General features: G+C 35.7%; 15 protein-coding genes, 1 tRNA gene and 2 pseudogenes. 8 read left to right on the forward strand and 10 right to left on the reverse strand.

The window, feature by feature from the left end; genetic code table 11:
- Positions 1-53 precede the first annotated feature (53 nt).
- The 4 genes and pseudogenes from L0Z58_RS06835 to L0Z58_RS04920 all read left to right on the forward strand — a co-directional run.
- Positions 54-299: pseudogene (locus L0Z58_RS06835) on the forward strand (PD-(D/E)XK nuclease family transposase); the annotation flags it as partial.
- A gap of 446 nt (positions 300-745) precedes the next feature.
- On the forward strand, positions 746-889 hold the full coding sequence (locus L0Z58_RS04910; protein WP_173862902.1) for a hypothetical protein: 144 nt from the start codon (positions 746-748) through the stop codon (positions 887-889).
- Positions 890-926: 37 nt separating this feature from the next.
- Entirely contained in the window at positions 927-2,474 is a 1,548-nt protein-coding gene (gene ltrA / locus L0Z58_RS04915) for a group II intron reverse transcriptase/maturase (protein WP_010962767.1), read from the forward strand.
- Positions 2,471-3,271 carry an Rpn family recombination-promoting nuclease/putative transposase gene (locus L0Z58_RS04920; RefSeq protein ID WP_010962972.1) on the forward strand — a complete coding sequence of 267 codons (801 nt, stop codon included), beginning with the start codon at positions 2,471-2,473 and terminating at the stop codon, positions 3,269-3,271. Before ltrA ends, L0Z58_RS04920 begins: the two co-directional genes overlap by 4 nt.
- A gap of 34 nt (positions 3,272-3,305) precedes the next feature.
- Here L0Z58_RS04920 and L0Z58_RS04925 read toward each other — a convergent pair whose 3' ends face one another.
- The 3 genes from L0Z58_RS04925 to tldD all read right to left on the reverse strand — a co-directional run bounded on the left by L0Z58_RS04925 (position 3,306) and on the right by tldD (position 6,258).
- Complete coding sequence (locus L0Z58_RS04925; protein ID WP_010962973.1) at positions 3,306-4,553, reverse strand: IscS subfamily cysteine desulfurase; 1,248 nt, start codon at positions 4,551-4,553, stop codon at positions 3,306-3,308.
- Positions 4,554-4,643: 90 nt separating this feature from the next.
- Positions 4,644-4,784 (reverse strand): hypothetical protein, encoded by a 141-nt coding sequence (locus L0Z58_RS04930; RefSeq protein WP_153296798.1) that lies wholly within the window; start codon positions 4,782-4,784, stop codon positions 4,644-4,646.
- A gap of 55 nt (positions 4,785-4,839) precedes the next feature.
- Entirely contained in the window at positions 4,840-6,258 is a 1,419-nt protein-coding gene (tldD, locus tag L0Z58_RS04935; protein ID WP_010962974.1) for a metalloprotease TldD, read from the reverse strand.
- Positions 6,259-6,320: 62 nt separating this feature from the next.
- On the opposite strand from tldD, the gene L0Z58_RS04940 reads away from it, so the two are divergent.
- The 4 genes from L0Z58_RS04940 (at position 6,321) to L0Z58_RS04955 (ending at position 8,713) form a co-directional block, all read left to right on the forward strand.
- Positions 6,321-6,405: transfer RNA gene (locus tag L0Z58_RS04940), tRNA-Leu, on the forward strand.
- A 70-nt stretch (positions 6,406-6,475) separates the two neighbouring features.
- On the forward strand, positions 6,476-6,973 hold the full coding sequence (locus tag L0Z58_RS04945; protein ID WP_010962975.1) for a hypothetical protein: 498 nt from the start codon (positions 6,476-6,478) through the stop codon (positions 6,971-6,973).
- 253 nt (positions 6,974-7,226) lie between these two features.
- A complete protein-coding gene (locus L0Z58_RS04950; RefSeq protein ID WP_010962976.1) occupies positions 7,227-7,934 on the forward strand; it encodes a uroporphyrinogen-III synthase in 708 nt (235 codons plus the stop codon).
- Positions 7,934-8,713, forward strand: coding sequence for an exodeoxyribonuclease III (locus tag L0Z58_RS04955; RefSeq protein ID WP_010962977.1), 780 nt, complete (start codon positions 7,934-7,936; stop codon positions 8,711-8,713). The genes L0Z58_RS04950 and L0Z58_RS04955 overlap by 1 nt, the downstream gene beginning before the upstream one ends.
- A gap of 26 nt (positions 8,714-8,739) precedes the next feature.
- On the opposite strand, the gene L0Z58_RS04960 is transcribed toward L0Z58_RS04955, so the two are convergent.
- The 7 genes and pseudogenes from L0Z58_RS04960 to L0Z58_RS05005 form a co-directional block, all read right to left on the reverse strand.
- A complete protein-coding gene (locus L0Z58_RS04960; RefSeq protein WP_038228226.1) occupies positions 8,740-9,750 on the reverse strand; it encodes a hypothetical protein in 1,011 nt (336 codons plus the stop codon).
- Positions 9,751-9,809: 59 nt separating this feature from the next.
- Positions 9,810-12,386: a DNA polymerase I gene (gene polA, locus L0Z58_RS04965; protein ID WP_010962979.1), complete on the reverse strand. Its 2,577-nt coding sequence runs from the start codon at positions 12,384-12,386 to the stop codon at positions 9,810-9,812.
- 171 nt (positions 12,387-12,557) lie between these two features.
- Positions 12,558-13,644 (reverse strand): annotated as a pseudogene (locus tag L0Z58_RS07115) (IS3 family transposase).
- 232 nt (positions 13,645-13,876) lie between these two features.
- Positions 13,877-14,683, reverse strand: a complete 807-nt coding sequence (locus L0Z58_RS04990) for an SDR family oxidoreductase (RefSeq protein WP_010082068.1) — start codon at positions 14,681-14,683, stop codon at positions 13,877-13,879.
- A 5-nt stretch (positions 14,684-14,688) separates the two neighbouring features.
- Positions 14,689-15,333, reverse strand: a complete 645-nt coding sequence (locus L0Z58_RS04995; protein WP_010962980.1) for an alpha/beta hydrolase — start codon at positions 15,331-15,333, stop codon at positions 14,689-14,691.
- A gap of 397 nt (positions 15,334-15,730) precedes the next feature.
- Positions 15,731-16,081: a hypothetical protein gene (locus tag L0Z58_RS05000; RefSeq protein ID WP_010962981.1), complete on the reverse strand. Its 351-nt coding sequence runs from the start codon at positions 16,079-16,081 to the stop codon at positions 15,731-15,733.
- Between the two features lie 120 nt (positions 16,082-16,201).
- Positions 16,202-17,869 (reverse strand): aminopeptidase P family protein, encoded by a 1,668-nt coding sequence (locus tag L0Z58_RS05005; protein ID WP_010962982.1) that lies wholly within the window; start codon positions 17,867-17,869, stop codon positions 16,202-16,204.
- Positions 17,870-17,871 lie beyond the last annotated feature (2 nt).

Here is a 17,871-nt window from a genome sequence, read left to right on the forward strand (position 1 = left end):
GAATAATTGTTAATAATAGTGTATAATTATTAATATTTTTAAGCACTTTGGCTATGGCTTTATCTAAGTTTCTCGACCCTAAGCTGGATTTAACCTTCAAAAAAATATTTGGCACTGAAAAAAATAAGAATATTCTCATACATTTTTTGAATGATATTTTAGGGTTTACCGAGATAAATACTATACAAGAAGTGGAATTCCTCAGTACTATAATGGATCCTGAAATTGCCTCTGATAAGCAAAGTATAGTTGATGTTCTTTGCAGGGACTCTAGTGGGGCTAGGTATGTGATTGAAATGGTGCGACCTGAAAGCCTTCGGTCATATTGTTTAAAAGGAGAGGAATTCATTCAGAAAGAAACTGAAAGGATTCTAAAGCTTATTGAACCAGATGTTTTGCCATCTGAGTCTACGCATCAGTGCGAATTGGGTAACCAGTTGGTGCCGAGCGACGCGGACAATGAACCTCCTCTTGATAAAGAAGATGCTCAATCGTGAGAGAAAGCATAAACTACAAGCATCATGTGGTTGGAGGGCTAGGCTTAGTGGTATGGTGAACGTAAGTGAAGCTTCATAAGTATCGTAACGATTAAAGAGCTAAAGATGCTGATAAGCTCCGACCAAAAGGTAATGTGACATTTTTCATTTCTGGATGTACGCAAATAATAATTCCACCGGTATAGAGAAGCCACCTAACCCACTATTGTATGACAAAAGGAACAGGATAAGCCTGTATTTTCGCCTATATGGCAGGCAACCCGCAAGGAATGCTGATGGATGTGCAGGTAAAGGATAATGGAGAAAGCGAATGCCATTTTGTAACGAAATGGATAGAATTTGTAACATTAATTCGCGTGAAAACGAGCAGACTTCCATTTGGTCCCTCATGACAAGAAACTTTGTTAACCACTTAAGGTAGGAAAGCAGATGATTACAAGTACAACTGTAAGTGCACCTACCAATAACTCCGAAGCATGGAACCAGTTACCCTGGAAGAAATGCCAAAAAGTTGTTATGAGGCTACAGAGGCGTATTGTTAAGGCTGTCCAACAAGGCAGATGGGGTAAGGTGAAAACTTTACAACACCTTCTCACACGCTCTTTTAGCGGCAAAGCTTTGGCGGTTAAGAGAGTAACTGAAAACCAAGGAAAAAACACAGCAGGTGTAGATCGTCAAATATGGTCAACTTGCAACACAAAATTTCAAGGAATAAAGCTATTAAAACAAAGAGGATACAAACCTTCTCCGCTAAAACGGATATACATCAGTAAGTCTAATGGCAAAAGAAGACCTCTTGGAATCCCTACGATAAAAGATAGAGCCATGCAAGCATTATACTTGTTTGCTTTGGAACCGATAGCTGAAACGATCAGTGATCGTCACTCTTATGGTTTTAGACCAAAAAGATCCTGCGCAGACGCTACTGTGGCTTGTCACTTGTTACTGGCAAGCCGTAACCAACTACAATGGATACTCAAAGGTGATATTAAATGGTGTTTTGATAACATTAACCATGAATGGCTCATGAAGCATATTCCTATGGAGAAGAAAATTCTTCATAGCTGGTTAAAAGCTGGCTTCCTAGAATCAAAAACTCTGTATTCCACAACTGCAGGTACCCCACAAGGTAGTATCATCTCTCCAATACTAGCAAATCTAGCCCTAAATGGACTTGAAAAATCATTGGAAAGTCAATTTGGTAAACTTGGCAGTAAAAGAAGAAGCAAAATCAGAAGTGGAGTAAATGTAATCAGGTACGCAGATGACTTTATCATTTCAGGAATCACACGTGAAGTACTGGAAAATGAAGTAAAACCTCTAGTATCGTCCTTTCTTCAGGAGAGAGGTCTTATCCTTTCCGAAGAGAAAACAAAAATTACATCTATTACAACAGGGTTTGACTTTCTTGGTTGTAATGTACGCAGGTATAATAAGAAGTTAATTATAAAACCTTCAAAAGAAAGTATTAAGAAACTTCTTAATAAAGCACGTACATTGATAAAGGCAAACATAGCGAACACTCAGGCCGTACTAATCAAGTTGCTCAATTCCCTATTAAGGGGATGGGGAAATTACTACAGCCATGTGTGTGCGAAAAGAGCTTTTAACAAAATAGACCATGAAATTATGTGTGCTCTATGGAAATGGGCAAAGAAAAGACATCCTCGTAAAGGATTACGTTGGATAAAGAATCGTTACTTCAAGGTAATGAAACAACGCCAATGGGTCTTTGCTGCACCCATATGCAAGAACAAACCGAAAGAGATAAGGTATTTAAGACTGCTGAGGTTGATTGATATACCTATCAGACGACATGTTAAAATCAGGGCGGATGCAAATCCACTTGACTTAAAATGGAAAAAGTATTTTGATGAAAGAGTGAAACAAACAAAAATGTTAGCAAGCTCTTTCTCAAGAGAAGGTTCTCTACTGTTGGTGTCACCATTAAGAATGATGTTTTCTGAGGAATCATGAAGGACAAGCCGGTTCGAGAAAAGAAGGACTTAGATAAGGGGCTCAAGCGTAGTGTGGGGAAACCTGCATGCTGCGTTTCTAAGGGAGGGAGTAGTAGCAATACTACTTCCTTACCTAACCAGCTCACTCGCGATAAAGGCTTCGAAAAACGAGCTCAACTATATGCTGCTAAGGCTTACTCAAGGCAAGCTGATAAATCTGGTAAGTACATTGATTTAAAGAAGGTTTTCTTTATTGCTATCTCTAATTGTAATTTATTTCCTGATAAGCTTGATTATATATCCAGCCACACTATAAGAGATGAGAAAACCAATGAGCATGACTTAAAAGATTTTCAATTTGTATTTATTGAACTACCTAAATTTCCTAAGAATAAGGAAGAACAGCTAGAAAGCATAGTGGATCGTTGGTTATTTTTCTTCAAATATGCAGATGAAACTACGGAAGAAGACTTAAGGAAAATAGCAGAAAAAGCACCAATAATAAAGTTAGCCTACGATGAATTAGACAGGTTTAGCTGGAATGAAAAAGATTTAGTAGCTTATGAAGAAAGAATAATGGATCTACGGAAAGAAGAAGCCATTCTTGAATACAGACTTGACCTTGCTACTGAAAAAGGCATCCAAATTGGCGAAGAAAGAGGCATCAAAATCGGTAAAGAGGAAGGGAAAATTGAAGGAAAAATCGAAGTCGCAAAAGCAATGCTGGCTAACAATGTTGATGTCAACACTATTGTCAAATTTACTGGCCTTTCTATTAGTGAGATTGAAGAATTAAGTGTGAACGGTACAGAGTAATTTCAAAGTGCATTTGCAGTTGGAACGGATACATTTAATGAGAGTCCCATTTCACGGTGTTCAAATCTACTCCTTCTTGTACCATCTCCCAAAGTGGGCTCATTTCTCTCAGTCGGCCAACATTTTTAGCAACAAGATCTGCTGCATACAAAACTTCTTCTCTAGTTGTAAATCGGCCTAGGCCAAATCTAATTGATGAATGCTCAAGGTCATGGCCATTATTTAGCGACCGTACTACATAGGAAGGCTCAAGAGACGCAGACGTGCACGCAGAACCAGAACTTACTGCTAAATCCTTGATTGCCATGATGAGAGACTCACCCTCAACATAGGGAAAGCTCAAGTTTAGGTTGCCAGGAATTCTATTTTCATAATCACCATTTAAAACGATATCAGGGAACGCTTCTTTTATCTTGTTATACAAAATATCCCTTAATTCTTCCACTCCAGTTGTTTCTTTTTTCATTTCTTCTCTAGCAATACGTGCCGCTTCACCAAAACCAACTGCAAGAGGTGTTGGAACTGTTCCAGAACGCATGCCTCTTTCCTGTCCACCACCACTAATTAGTGGTATCAGCCTAACACGAGGATTCTTTCTACGTACATATAATGCGCCTATTCCCATAGGTCCATAAATTTTGTGGCTAGAGAGACTCATAAGATCAATGCACATCTCATTAACATCAATTGGAACTTTTCCAAAGCTTTGAGCTGCATCTGTATGGAAAAATATATTATGCTTTCTGCATATTTTACCAATCTCCTTTACAGGCTGAATTACTCCGATTTCATTATTTACCATCATTACTGAAATCAAAATTGTTTTATCAGTAATTGCTTCCTCAAGCTTTGATAAATCTATAATTCCGTTTTGCTTAACAGGCAAATATGTAACTTTAAAGCCTTCATTTTCCAGATGCCGACAAGAATCCAGAACACACTTATGCTCCGTGCAGACAGTGATTATATGATTTCCTTTATTTTTATAAAAGTGAGCAACGCCCTTGATTGCCGTATTATTTGACTCAGTTGCACCTGAGGTAAAGATAATTTCTTTGCTATCTGCGTTCACCAGATCAGCGATGTGTTTCCTTGCTTTTTCCACTGCTTCTTCAGCAGTCCAACCAAATGAATGGCTGCGAGAGTGTGCATTGCTGAACTCACCAAAGTAAGGTATCATCACCTCTAAAACACGGGGATCTACTTTAGTAGTAGATTGATAATCAAGAAATATTGGTAATTTTATTTTAGCATCGTGTATTTTTTTACTTTCAACATTCATAAAGCTACCACGGAGACAAAATTTACAATTATTTTATAGCATTAAAACTTAATTTTTTCAAGATATAATCTTGCATCAAGTACAAAAGTGTCATCCAAGTAGCTGACACATAACTGTACGAACATTTATTTGCGAAAGCAGTGTGTTAAATGTTATAGCCAGTTTTGCCTCAAACACAAAGGCAGTGCCCAGACACTGGGATGACACCCTATTGGTGGCAATTGCTTCCAAATCATAATGTTTGTACAGCTGTGCGCCGTGCGCTGGAATCCGTTTTAGCCCTTATCTATATCTCAGTTCCACCAACAGTTATTGCGTCGACTTTGAGTGTCGGCTGACCAACTCCAACGGGCACATTTTGTCCATCTTTCGAGCATGTGCCAACACCAGGATCTAACTTTAAGTCATTACCAACCATAGATACTTTTTTCAACACTGTTGGACCGTCACCAATTAGTGTTGCTCCTTTTACTGGCTGTGTAATTTTGCCATTTTCTATTAGGTAAGCTTCCGAAGATGAAAAAACAAATTTTCCTGACGTTATATCAACCTGCCCACCACCGAAATTTACTGCATATAGACCTTTCTTTACGCTAGATATTATTTCCTTCGGTGTATACTTTCCGGGCAACATATAGGTGTTTGTCATGCGCGGCATAATAACTTCTTTATAACTTTCTCTTCTACCATTACCAGTTGGGCTTACACCCATGAGTTTAGCGTTCATATGATCCTGCATGTATCCTTTTAGGATCCCATCCTCTATCAATATATTATAACTGGGTGGAGTGCCTTCATCGTCTACGCTGATAGAGCCGCGCAAATTGGGCAGAGTTCCGTCATCAACTACTGTGATGTCACTAGCTGCTACTTGTTTACCCACAGAATTTGAAAATGCTGAGACTTTTTTGCGATTGAAGTCGCCCTCAAGTCCATGACCCACGGCTTCGTGTAACAATATTCCTGGCCAGCCTGGACCTAAAACGACTGTCATTTCTCCGGCTGGAGTTGGAATTGCTTCAAGATTTACCAGTGCTTGTTCTAACGCTTGGTTTGCAACTTCTTTCCACTTTTTCTCAGAAATAAACTTACTATAAGAGTCCCTTCCACCATGCCCTGCAGAACCTCTTTCGGTACGGCCATCTTTTTCTACAATGACTAGCACATTAAAACGTACCAGAGGCCTGATATCGCTTAATCTGTGATCACCCTTTATTATTTGTACAACTTGCCATTCTCCACTTAGAGTTATTTTTACTTGCTTCACGCAGTTATTTTTGGACCTTACATACTCATTAACCTCATTGAGTAGCTTAATCTTTGAATTCAGATCCATTTCATTTATAGGGTTAATCCTCGAATATAGGCTTTTTGTCTCTTCGTTTAAATTTATTGAATTTGTCTTGTTTAAAGACACTGAGCTTTTTACCATAGAAGCAGCATTACTAATTTCTTTTTCGCTGATCTCAGAAGAACAAACGAAAGATGTACTATCTTCACAAAAAGACCTTAAACCAAATCCCCTTCTAGTATTCAAGTCCATGTGTTTTAATATGTTATCCTCAAAAACCAGGGACTCCGACTGGCAAAATTCTAGAAACAGCTCACCACCATCGCTATTGCTCAAAGCGTTATTGACTATTTTATATACGTTATTAATATTAACATTGTTTTGAGCAAAAAATATTTGATCTAGATTTGGCATTACCTTTGAACTAAAAATTGTTTAAGTATATTATTTAACTTTAACATAGTAAACTATAAAAAGCCCGGGTGGCGGAATTGGTAGACGCGCTAGCTTCAGGTGCTAGTAACTTTTTAAGTTGTGGAAGTTCAAGTCTTCTCTCGGGCACTCTTAGCTTCCATATTGCTTATTGAATTAATTAATGTTATAATATAACATATTAGGTAATATTTATGCTATGTATGGTGAAAAAGATAAGTTAGCCTACAGAAAGAAGGTACGAACTTACTCGAAACGCTTAGTTACTACACTATCTACTATCTCTTTCATTGGATACATAGCGGCATTGGTCTTGAATATTCCTGTCTTAAGTCTGTATTTTAGTATTGCCGGCACTATATTCAGTGCACTTTCGTTTGCTTTAAATATATGGTCACTAAATGATCATTCCCGACAACAGAATCTTAATAAGAAATCTGGCATAAAAAACACTCCAGGACAAAAAAAGTTAACAAAGATCTATCTTGATATAGCATCCAGTGCTTCATTTCTAATAGGAGGTATTGCATCTATGTCGCTTTTTGAGTCTTCTGTTATTTATTTTGTTTCTACGCCTTTTTTTATTCTAGGCTGTGTTATTATGGCAGCTAATATCGTTCAAACTATGATTAGTGAACCACAGACAAAAAACGTCCTTGAGAATCTCTCTTCAAATACTGCAAGAGTACAAGCTTAAGTATTAACTTATTTAACTTATACAGGAATATTAGCTATATAATTCCACTGAAGGAAGCCATTCAAAAGAGTTCGATGTAATTAGCGTCAAAAAAGTGTAAGCAGAAATTGTGGGCTTATTGGGGTAGGAGCGCTTAGTACTCCTACTTCCACATAAATTACTTGAATAATTGCTCAAGCTATCAAAATAAAAGTTTTTATTCAGTAATTTGTGTATAAAGGGTACTATTTTACTAGTAGTGAAATAAATCAGAATGAAGTCTATTTTATTAACGAGGCCTTTATTGGATTCGTTCAATACAAGAAATATATTGAGAAAGTATGGATACAAAGTTTATATAGAACCAGTATTCACAATAAAGTACTTAAATCCTGATATATCTGCACACGAATTTGACGTTGTAATATCCACAAGTAAAAACAGTGTAAAGGCTTTTAGTCAAATATGCAAAGTGGATGACTTTCCGATTATTACAGTTGGTAATTCAACCATGCAGGCTGCAAAAAATTTGGGATTTTCTGATATAATCTCAGCAGACAGCAACGTTGATGGTCTGATATCATTCATAAAAGCTCACTATTCAAGTGCAATAAAGTTCTTATATATAAGAGGACAAGAAGTATCATGTGACCTAAAAAAGAGATTATCTGAAGAAGATTTTAACGTAAGAGAAGTTGTACTCTATAAAACAATCATTAAAAGGAGTCTAACTAATAGGTGTAAAAATTTACTGTTGGATGGTAAAATTGGTAGTGTTGCTTTTTTTTCCTCACAGACAGCAAGGGTATTTTGTTCATTAGTTCTAAAAAGTGGGCTATCTCATGTGATGAATAATACAGTTGCATATACCATGAGTAAAAACATTGCTGATAGTTTAAAGTTAATCAAGTGGAAAAAAATTATAACATCGAGGTTGCCTACTGGGGAGAGTTTAATTGATATAATTAATAAGGATTGCTGATGCTAAAGATTGCAACTTGGAATGTAAACTCCATACGTAAAAGAGTTAACCAACTTTGTAGTTTTATAGTTGATAGTCAGATAGATATAGTTTTGCTGCAAGAGATAAAATGTACGGAAGAGCAATTTCCTTATGCGGAGATAGAAAAGTTAGGATATGAATATGCTATCTATGGACAAGTTGCAAGAAATGGCGTTTGTGTTTTATCTAAATATCCGATACTGGAGAAGTTTAAAATTGACATTGTGGAAAGTCATCAAGAAGCACGTTATATAGAGTGCGTGATAAAGTATACCAATAGTAAGATAAGGGTAGGAAGTGTATACGTGCCAAACGGTCAAAGCCCGGACTCTCACGCATTTGAATATAAACTCAAGTTTTTTGATAACCTATATGAAAGGATGAGCACTTTGTTGAAGAATGAAGAGTTAACTATTATAGCTGGCGATTATAATATTGCACCGGATGAAATTGATGTTTTTGATTCAAACTTATTGAATGGCCAAGTGTGCTTTCATATAAGAGAACGTGAGAAGTTAAGAGCGATCTTGAATCTTGGGTTTAAAGATGCGTTTAGAATATCTCACCCAAATTTGCAACAATTCACTTGGTGGCATTATCAAGGCAATTCACTCAGAAATAATCAAGGAATGCGAATAGATTATATGCTGTTATCACCACAAGCTGTAGATAAATTGGAAACATGCTACATAGATGATAGATTGCGTAAGCTAGAAAATCCGTCTGACCATACTCCTGTTGTATGTGCTATAGAATAATAGCAGATCTCTTACACAATTCACTTTTAGCAAACCTGAGTAGTCTTACCTTTGCTGCTCTGTGGTTTTTCCCTTCGTTTGTTTTCCTTTCCTGTCCAAGATTGATCGTGCTGCTCACTTTTTTCGTTTCCTACCTGGGAAATTTGCTCAGGAACAGGCTGTTGTTCACTCTTTTCTTTTCCTTGGGAAATTTGTTCAGAAACAGAGGTGCCTTTCTCAACTTCTGTAACTGGGGTTTTTAAAATATCATCAATGCCCTCGAGAATTTTTCCATTCAGTTTTGCTCTCTTTTCTGTATCATCTTTATCTTGTGAGCTAGGGTCATACAAAGTACCTTTTTTGTTATTTGAAAAAAGAACCTCCACTCCTCCTTTTATGGCAAATATTGTGCCGATAGCAGTAAGAACTACTCCGAGTGTAGTAGGACCAAAAATTAACATTGGAATAGTGGAAAGAAGGACAGGAAAAAAGATCTTGCTTAAGAACGTTGTTACCATCTCTTCATCACTGAGTGGTGGTTCATCCTCTTCTTTCTTGTCTTTACCTAAGAATGGTATTTTTTCTTTCATCCCATCCATAAAGGAGCCAGAAATATTTTTCGGGTCTATTTTGATCCCTCCAATTAGCAGCAGCAGCATTTCCAATACAAACTTTATGGATGAATCTTTAGCTTCTGTACCACGTATATCAGCTACACACTTGGTTATTATTTGTTGTATTTTATCATTATTTAATTTCTCTTCTCTAGCTAAGCCTTGCTCTCTAATTTCTTTAAACATAGAAAGTAAAAACTGAGAAAAATTCTCTTCACTGAGTGGTTTTATATCTTTTGGATTGACATTATTAAGTAGTATGTCCTTATAAGCTGATATAAAATAATCAGTTGTTTCTTTGTTCTCCTTTAATTCGGCTTTAACTTCTAATACTTTTACAAAGTAATCATAGATTACCTGATGTTCCTCTTTTTCAAAAATTTTCTCATCTTTGTTAGTTACCTGATTTGAAGGTTCCAAATTCTTTGTTTGTGGAGTTAACATTTTTGTCATAACTGAGTTACTCACATTTACTATACTTCAATTGTAGCATATTTTTCATATTAATTCAAATAATCTATACTCCTAGAATTCACGATGTTTAAGTCATAATTAAGGGAATTTAGACCCCAGTTGTCGCCAATTTTTATTTCTACTTCAAGTGGTATAGAAATTTCTATTGCATTTTCCATTATATCTTTTATAAGTTTTGCTGTTTCTTGCACCTTTTCGTCTTCTACTTCAACCAGTAGTTCATCGTGAACCTGGAGGATTATTTTACCTACTTTCAATTGGTCAAAAAGCTGAATTGTCGCACGTTTTATTATATCAGCAGCGGTTCCTTGCAGTGGTGCGTTTATTGCTGCCCTTTCTGCAAATTGTCTTATATAAGGAATTGTATTGTTTATGTCTCTTACAAAGCATCTCCTGCCAAACAAAGTTTCTACATAACCATGCAATCTTGCGATAGACACTGCTTTTTCCATATAGGCCTTTATTTCTGGGTAACAGGAAAAATAGTAATTAATGTATTCAGCAGCTTCCGCAATGGTAATTCCAAGCCGCTTTGCAAGACCAAATGGGCTAATGCCATATATAATTCCAAAATTGATGGATTTTGCTTTGCGTCTTAATTGCTCATCTATTTCTTGCACTCCAAAAACTTGCCTTGCGGTGATCTCATGAATATCTTGTCCGTTTGCAAAAGCTTCTTTAAATGCTGCAACGTTTGCAACGTGTGCCAGGAGTCTTAATTCTATTTGCGAATAGTCAGCAGAAATTATCTTATGCCCTTTTGGCGCAATAAATGCTTGTCTGATAAGATTTCCCTCTTCGCTTCTGATAGGAATATTCTGTAAATTAGGATTGCTGGAGCTCAGCCTTCCAGTTGCAGTTGCAGTCGTTGAAAAGCTTGTGTGTATTCTACCATCAAGTGGATCAACTTGCTTTATTAATGCATCAGTGTAGGTGCCTTTTAATTTACTTAAATGTCGCCAATTTAAGATTTTACTTGCGATTTCTACCCCTTCTTCTTCGAGTGCCTCTAGAACTTCATAATTGGTGCTATACGATCCAGATTTTTTTGACTTTTTCTTTTTATTAAGCCCCATTTTGTTGAATAAAACATCACTTAATTGTTTTGGCGAAGCAATATTAAATCTTTCTCCTGCCAAATTATATATCTCATCTTCAAGCACGGCAATTACCTGCTGAAATTTATCGGACAGCTCCTGTAATTTTTGTATGTTCAGTAATATCCCATTTTTCTCCATATCAAATATTACTTTCATAAGTGGCTTATCGAAGCGCTCGTAAATTGTGAGCAATTTTTCCTGAAATAACCTTTGCTTTAGCTTTTCATGAATTGCTATTAAAGTTTTTGCCGAGAAAATTTCTGCATTTTCACTCAAATTATGCGCAACTATGTTTGGAATACTGTGATCATGCTTTCCTGTATCCAAGCTATACGACATTATCATCAAATCATCAACTGAATCTAACATCTTCTCTATTGCAGGGAAGATTTTCCTGATCTCTTTAATGTTATGTATTATTTTAAGCACTCCATTTGAGAGCAAAGTTAAGTTAATTATAATGAGTGCATCTTGTATGCTGTCTTGCTCTATATAAAAAATATTACTTTCGCTATAAGATAGACTTAATACATTGTTTTCAAGGTGGTAATGAATTGCAATTTTGCCTTCATATCTACAATGCTCTAAAAATTTCTCTAACTCTTCACTACTATACTCTATTTTTTCTTCTGTGCTAGACCCACTATAGGAAAAAAGCTTTTCCACTTTCCCTATCAAGGAATTGAATTCATACTTCTTTAAAAAGGATAATAGTTTTTCCATATTTGGAGGGCGAACTTCACATTTTGCAATATCATGTTGAAGGTCTACTTTTTCGCATAGTGATAAAAGTTCTCTTGAAATTAGCGCTTTTTCCTTATGTTCAGCAAGAATATTACGAATCCTCGTTTGCTCGATGTTATCAATGTTCTCTATAATATTATTCAATGAATCAAATTCATCTAGTAATTTAGCTGCAGTCTTCGGACCTATTCCCGGAACGCCTGGAATGTTGTCAGATGCATCACCAGTTAGAGAAAATAAATCAAGAAGCTTGTGTGAGTTTACGCCAAATTTTTCTATTACTTGTTTTTCATCTATATATATATTTTTAATGGGGTCGAATATTAAAATATTGTGGTTCAAGAGTTGAAATAAATCTTTATCTGATGAAACGACTACCACTTTAAAGTCTTGGTGGTTGGCGTATTTTGCAGCTAGTGTTGCAATTATATCATCTGCTTCATAACCTTCAATCTCTTCATAGCTGAGGTTAAAAGCTTCTACCGCTTCCCTCAGTATGGTGAACTGTGGAGTTAGATCCTCAGGAGGCGTTACTCTGTTCGCTTTGTACTCAGGATATAAATTGTGCCTAAAATTCTTTTTCCCTGCATCAAGTGCTATAGTTAAGTAGTCCGAATGGGCAATGTACTTAAGAACCATATTCAGAAAGCCATATACACCACCTATTGGCATTCCTGTTGTGGTAATTAAGTGAGGTAGTACATAGTAAGCTCTGAAAAGAAAACCATAGCCATCGATGATTGTGAAAGTTTTTTCTTTCATTGTAGATATTTATGCGTGCTTTTGATGGTCCACTATTTAGCTGAGAAAATCAAGTTTTTGTTTTTCTGCTTTTGAGCGTTGTAAGAGATTTTACCGAAAATAGCATTCATGATGGGGATGTACACATATGACCTTATCCAGAAAAAGTGGAGAGAAAGTGTGGAATGTTTTTTACAAAAAGAATGATGCATCAAATTGTTCTGGAATGCAATAGTTAATAGTGACGTTGTTTGTTATAAAAAATTTCTATGTATTCAAATATTGCAGTTCTAGTTTGTTGAGCAGAGTGTTGTGAAGTATCAATAAGTATTTCTCTTTTCAATGAGCTAAAGAAGCTTTCTGCAACAGAATTGTCGTAACAACAGCCTTTATTACTCATCTATATTCTTTACAGCTAAGAGATATTGATACCCTTGCGCAGTATATTGTGAACCTTGGTCACTGTGCAGCAGTAGATTTTTAACAGGTTTACGCCTATTAATGGCCATTAATAAAGAGTTCATAACCAATTGTTTATTTATTGCACTACTCATTAACTACCATACGTGAGAATTATTGCTGCCAAATATAGCCATCCCTCCTTGGTTTTGATGTAAGTAATCCCATACTTTATTTGGTTGATCAACAATAAAGTTTTGATCTAGTATATTGGGAGCTACAGCTCTATTATCTGTTTGTTGTTTTTTAATTTTAAACTTTCTTCTCAGTATAGCCCTGATGTCATTTTTCTGCATAATACTTTGCACCGTTTTCAAATTGCAACTTTTACCCAAAGCCTTCAATTCAGCATGAATTTTAGGAGCTCCATATCTACATTTAGAAACTTGATATATTTTTTGAATAGCTGCGAGTAGCTCTTTATTTGCTGATTCTCTACTGCTTATTTTTCTTGTGGTCCACTTATAGTAGCCACTAGCAGAAAATCCTACATAATTCCTGTACTTTATAGCAGTTACTATATAAAAAAATATTTTACTCTTTTTGACTGGCCAGGGCTTTTTTTTAAATGTCTCTTTCCCTTGTTACTCTTGCTTTGTAAATCAAACCTCTCTTTGTCGTAAGGAGCCATGTTACCTCTACCTGGAAATGCATTTACCGCTGACTTTTTTTCGTTATATTTCTTCATCCATTTTCCTAATACACTATCCCTTATTCCTAGATCTCTTGCTACTTTTGCAACTGGTTGACCTACCTTTTTTTGTTCATTTGCCAGTTTAACAGCTTCCAATTTGAATTCTGCTGTATATTCTCTTACCATTTCTAATCCTCCAAAATTTTATTTTACCCAAAAAAACTCTTTTCTTTCTCTCCACTTTTTCTGGGTAAGGTCACTATTTCTTAAGTAATTTACACTTCAGAGTTTATCTGCTTTAAAGTTTACTCTATTCTGTTTCAGCATTTGTCATAAATCCTTAATTATTTCTGACTTTTTAGTTCAGTTTTTAACCATTCTTTCCTTAACTTAATGGCAGTGACAATAAGCCTATCTATCATTCTGATGTGATTTCAGTTTTGTTTACGTGCAAACTCTCTAATCCCACCTTGTAGTTAGGATAAATTAGAGAGACATTAAGATCTTTTTTAATTTTAACATTACTTACTCTCTTTGATCCTAAATAAAAACTCTGTGCATAATCTGGTAACTCAATTGGTTCTGGAGGGCTAACATTGAGAAGTTTGGTCGCATATATTACCACTTCAGATTGTGTAGTGGGTAAATCGTCTGCACAATTGTATATTTCACCAGGTTTTATGTTTTGCATGGAAGAAAATAAAATATTTGATATATCTTCAACGTGAATACGAGAAAAAAAATGCCCTTCTTTTTTCACATTCCTTGCTTTGCCAAGCTGCAAGTCAATTAACACGTTCCTACCAGGACCGTATATTCCAGCTAAACGAAAAATATGTACAGGCAATCTGCTATTCAGCCACCTCTTTTCAGATCTAAGGCGCTTTTCTCCTCTGATTTCTATAGGTTTTGTTTCAGATTCCTCATTCACCCAATTACCAGAGTGATCACCATAGACGCTAGTTGCAGACAAATAACCGAACCATTTTACATTTTGCAGGCAATCACCGTATCTCTCCACAACATCATCGCCATCTGGAGGAATAGAAATTAAAACGTGCGTTGCGCTTTTAAGCAGATCTTGACTAACTTTCTCATAATTAAAGAGGATTACATCTTGTATATTTTTACTTCTTGATGTGCCACTGACTTTCCAACCTAAGTTCAGTAATTTTTTCGATAAAAATTTAGCTACATATCCATAACCAAAGCAAAACAAGTGCATGAAAATTAATTTTTAAAATTCTTCTTGATAAATTCTACTCCTAATTTTATTCCCTCTTCATTAATAATATGCCCTAATGCATGAATTGGGTGTCCTTCAACATTTACTCCATTTTCTTTCAGAGCTTTAACCGCTAAGTCGAGGGACGAAAAAGGTACCACGTCGTCAGCATCACCATGGATAACACATATGTTAGGTTTTGATTTGATCTCTGGTGCAGTTTTTGAAGGTGAAAGAAACCTACCAGAGTATGCAACAACTGATGCACAGGATTGAGAGCGGGTGAGAGCTGTATGTATTGCAAGCATTGCTCCTTGAGAAAATCCAACTAAAGAAAGTTGCGTATCTTTTAAATTAAGCTCCTTTAATTTTGTATCAATGAAATGATTTACAATTGATGTAGCATTTTTTACTCCATTATATAGCGCTTCCTCACTACGATCTTCCAAGCTGAACCACTGATAACCATCACCTATTTCTCTTTCAAACGGAGCATTGGGTACTGTAAAATATGAACCCAGTAAAAACTTGCTCATAACTTTAGCAAGGTGAATGAAATTATCGCCACTTGAGCCCCAACCATGTAAAAAAATAATCAAATTTTTCTTATTTCCGCCTGCACAAATTTCTGGGCCTTTAAGTTCAATCATTTCTTTTCCTTTTGCGTTTATATTTTTATTTAACACTAATTTTCAAATTTGTAAAACCAATGTGCAATTACGTTCCCGATACTACAGATAAAGTGACTTAGGTTCATCGACGATTTGAAAAACCGTCATTCCGCTACTCGTTAGCGGCTGAGATACCGCGAATGAATCGCGGTATGACGTAGGGAAAACCTTAGCTATAAACCTCAGAAATAAGAAAACAAACTAGAAAAAATACCTCACTATAACTGCAGCCTTAAGCAACGTACCTTATTTATTTACGAAAACTGGTATAAATGCTATGCAAGTAGCTACACTACTTGCATGACATCAACAATTGACCTCGACTTACCGTCCAACTAGAAAGTTGTATATAGAATGACAGAAATCCAGATGTTATTTACTTACTTTCGATCTTTTCTATCAATTTTTTAACTAAACCTCTTAGCTTCTTACTGGATTCATCAAGCTCTTGAATTTGCGAGCTGCGCTCTTTCATTAGTTCCTTATAGTTACCTCTTATGTAGTCAATCATTTCCTTCATCTGAGCAATCATCTTGTTAGCATCCATGCTGTCCAAATCAGGTATCATGTTAGGCATAGCGCCAGCCATAAGCTGCTGAGACATTTGCATAAATGGTTTTAAAGTCTGATTAAGCAATTCAGGATCCTTGGCTAATTTTTCTATTTGCTCTTTGCAAGTATCCATATACTGCTTCATAAATTCATCTTCTTGCACTTTACCTGTCATAATTACACCTACTTGAAAATATCGATTCTTTATTATATATTGTTTTTAAATTAAAAACAATACAAAATACTCATCACAATTGCATTAATACTTTTTAAATAATAAAAAATGCTCCTTTGCTTATAAAGGGTCACATACTTTCTTTAACCACTCCTTATCTTTGACGCTATTTTCTAAGTTTTTATAGATAAATTGATGGTAGCCATTTATCCATTCAATTTCATCCTTAGTAAGCATTTGCACATTTATTAGTCTTCTATCATATGGAATAGAGGTCAGTTGTTTAAAGTTTAAGAAGCCGTTTTCTTGTCTGTTGACATACATCAGATTTTCAATCCTTATTCCATACTCTCCCGGAATGTAATAGCCAGGTTCGTTGGAAAGTATCATCCCTGGCGTGAGTTTCACTTTATTACTTTTTGATATTGCTTGTGGTCCTTCGTGTACTGATAGGTAACTTCCTACTCCATGCCCTGTACCATGCATATAGTCCATTCCAAATTTCCATAAATGCGTACGTGCCAATATATCCAATTCTCCACCAGTAGTGCCGGGGGGAAAGACGACACTTGCTATAGCAATGTGAGCTTTGAGTACTATTGTATAGTGGGTTATTTGCTCATTGGTCGGATTACCAACTACTACAGTTCTTGTCACATCAGTTGTGCCGTCAAGGTACTGGCCACCAGAGTCAATCAAATACAGTCCATCTTTCTGAATTACTTTATTCGTCTTACTGCTTGCACGATAGTGAATTATTGCCCCATTCTCATTAAATGCAGAAATTGTTGGAAAGCTCAATTGTTTAAACAAATTCTGCTCTTTTCTGTATTCTAAAATCCTTTCTTCAGCTTCAAGCTCTGTACCAACATTACTTTCAAGCCAATGTAGAAAATTTGTAACTGCCACTCCATCTCTGATGTGCGCATTTATAGCCCCAGCTATTTCAGTTTGATTTTTTACTGCTTTATAAATTAAACAAGGATCCTCTCTTTCAGCTACCTGTTTATCTTTTATTACAGCCATGATACTCATTGGAGTTGTGTTTGGATCTATAACTATTGAATTTAGCTTGTGCAGCGAATTTTCTAGCTCACTGATATCAAAAATATTTATATGATTGCCTAAATTTGCTTCTATAGTTGAATGTTCTTTATCTTGAATAAACAAATCAACATTACCGCTTTTATACAATATAGCACGACCCAATATACATGGAGTATATTTAGCATTTTCGTTTCTTAAATTTAATAACCATGAAATTGAATTTGGATCAGTTAAAAGCACTGCTTCAGCTTCTTTATCTATACTTTTAGCGACTTTTTCACATTTGTCCTTACTACTTTCACCAGCATATTTAATAGAATGTAAAACCACTGCTTGTTTTCGATAGTCACTTTTTTTTCCAGCTAAACAGGGTATTAATTTACAGATATTCTCATACTTTCTTATATCTTCCATGGTAAAATATTGCAAATAATAACCTAGTGAGGCAGTCGATGTTAAGTTTGCTTTTATCCATTCGCGTGGATCCTCTTCTTGTATATTATATACTTGAAAATTGCCCTGATCGAGCTGATTGTGAGCTTGTGTGATATAGCGTCCATCTGTAAAAAATTGGCACTTGTTGTTTTTTGTGACAATAAGCAGCCCATTTGTTCCTGTGAAGCCACACAGCTTTGTTAGCTCCTCTGAATACTCATTTAAATATTCGTCTTTAGTATGTAACACAAATGCATCAACGTTTATTTCGTGCATAAAAGAACGAAATTCTTTGATTTTTGACATGG

Origin of the sequence: Wolbachia endosymbiont of Aedes aegypti (assembly GCF_021496215.1) — a bacterium.
In the GTDB taxonomy this organism is placed as follows: domain Bacteria; phylum Pseudomonadota; class Alphaproteobacteria; order Rickettsiales; family Anaplasmataceae; genus Wolbachia; species Wolbachia pipientis.

Excerpts from the sequence above, each read along its gene's own strand:
- L0Z58_RS04910 (WP_173862902.1), top strand. The coding sequence starts at position 746 with ATGGCAGGCAACCCGCAAGGAATGCTGATGGATGTGCAGGTAAAGGAT.
- ltrA (WP_010962767.1), top strand. The coding sequence starts at position 927 with ATGATTACAAGTACAACTGTAAGTGCACCTACCAATAACTCCGAAGCA.
- L0Z58_RS04920 (WP_010962972.1), top strand. The coding sequence starts at position 2,471 with ATGAAGGACAAGCCGGTTCGAGAAAAGAAGGACTTAGATAAGGGGCTC.
- L0Z58_RS04925 (WP_010962973.1), bottom strand. The coding sequence starts at position 4,553 with ATGAATGTTGAAAGTAAAAAAATACACGATGCTAAAATAAAATTACCA.
- tldD (WP_010962974.1), bottom strand. The coding sequence starts at position 6,258 with ATGCCAAATCTAGATCAAATATTTTTTGCTCAAAACAATGTTAATATT.
- L0Z58_RS04945 (WP_010962975.1), top strand. The coding sequence starts at position 6,476 with ATGTATGGTGAAAAAGATAAGTTAGCCTACAGAAAGAAGGTACGAACT.
- L0Z58_RS04950 (WP_010962976.1), top strand. The coding sequence starts at position 7,227 with ATGAAGTCTATTTTATTAACGAGGCCTTTATTGGATTCGTTCAATACA.
- L0Z58_RS04955 (WP_010962977.1), top strand. The coding sequence starts at position 7,934 with ATGCTAAAGATTGCAACTTGGAATGTAAACTCCATACGTAAAAGAGTT.
- L0Z58_RS04960 (WP_038228226.1), bottom strand. The coding sequence starts at position 9,750 with ATGTTAACTCCACAAACAAAGAATTTGGAACCTTCAAATCAGGTAACT.
- polA (WP_010962979.1), bottom strand. The coding sequence starts at position 12,386 with ATGAAAGAAAAAACTTTCACAATCATCGATGGCTATGGTTTTCTTTTC.
- L0Z58_RS04990 (WP_010082068.1), bottom strand. The coding sequence starts at position 14,683 with ATGCACTTGTTTTGCTTTGGTTATGGATATGTAGCTAAATTTTTATCG.
- L0Z58_RS04995 (WP_010962980.1), bottom strand. The coding sequence starts at position 15,333 with ATGATTGAACTTAAAGGCCCAGAAATTTGTGCAGGCGGAAATAAGAAA.
- L0Z58_RS05000 (WP_010962981.1), bottom strand. The coding sequence starts at position 16,081 with ATGACAGGTAAAGTGCAAGAAGATGAATTTATGAAGCAGTATATGGAT.
- L0Z58_RS05005 (WP_010962982.1), bottom strand. The coding sequence starts at position 17,869 with ATGTCAAAAATCAAAGAATTTCGTTCTTTTATGCACGAAATAAACGTT.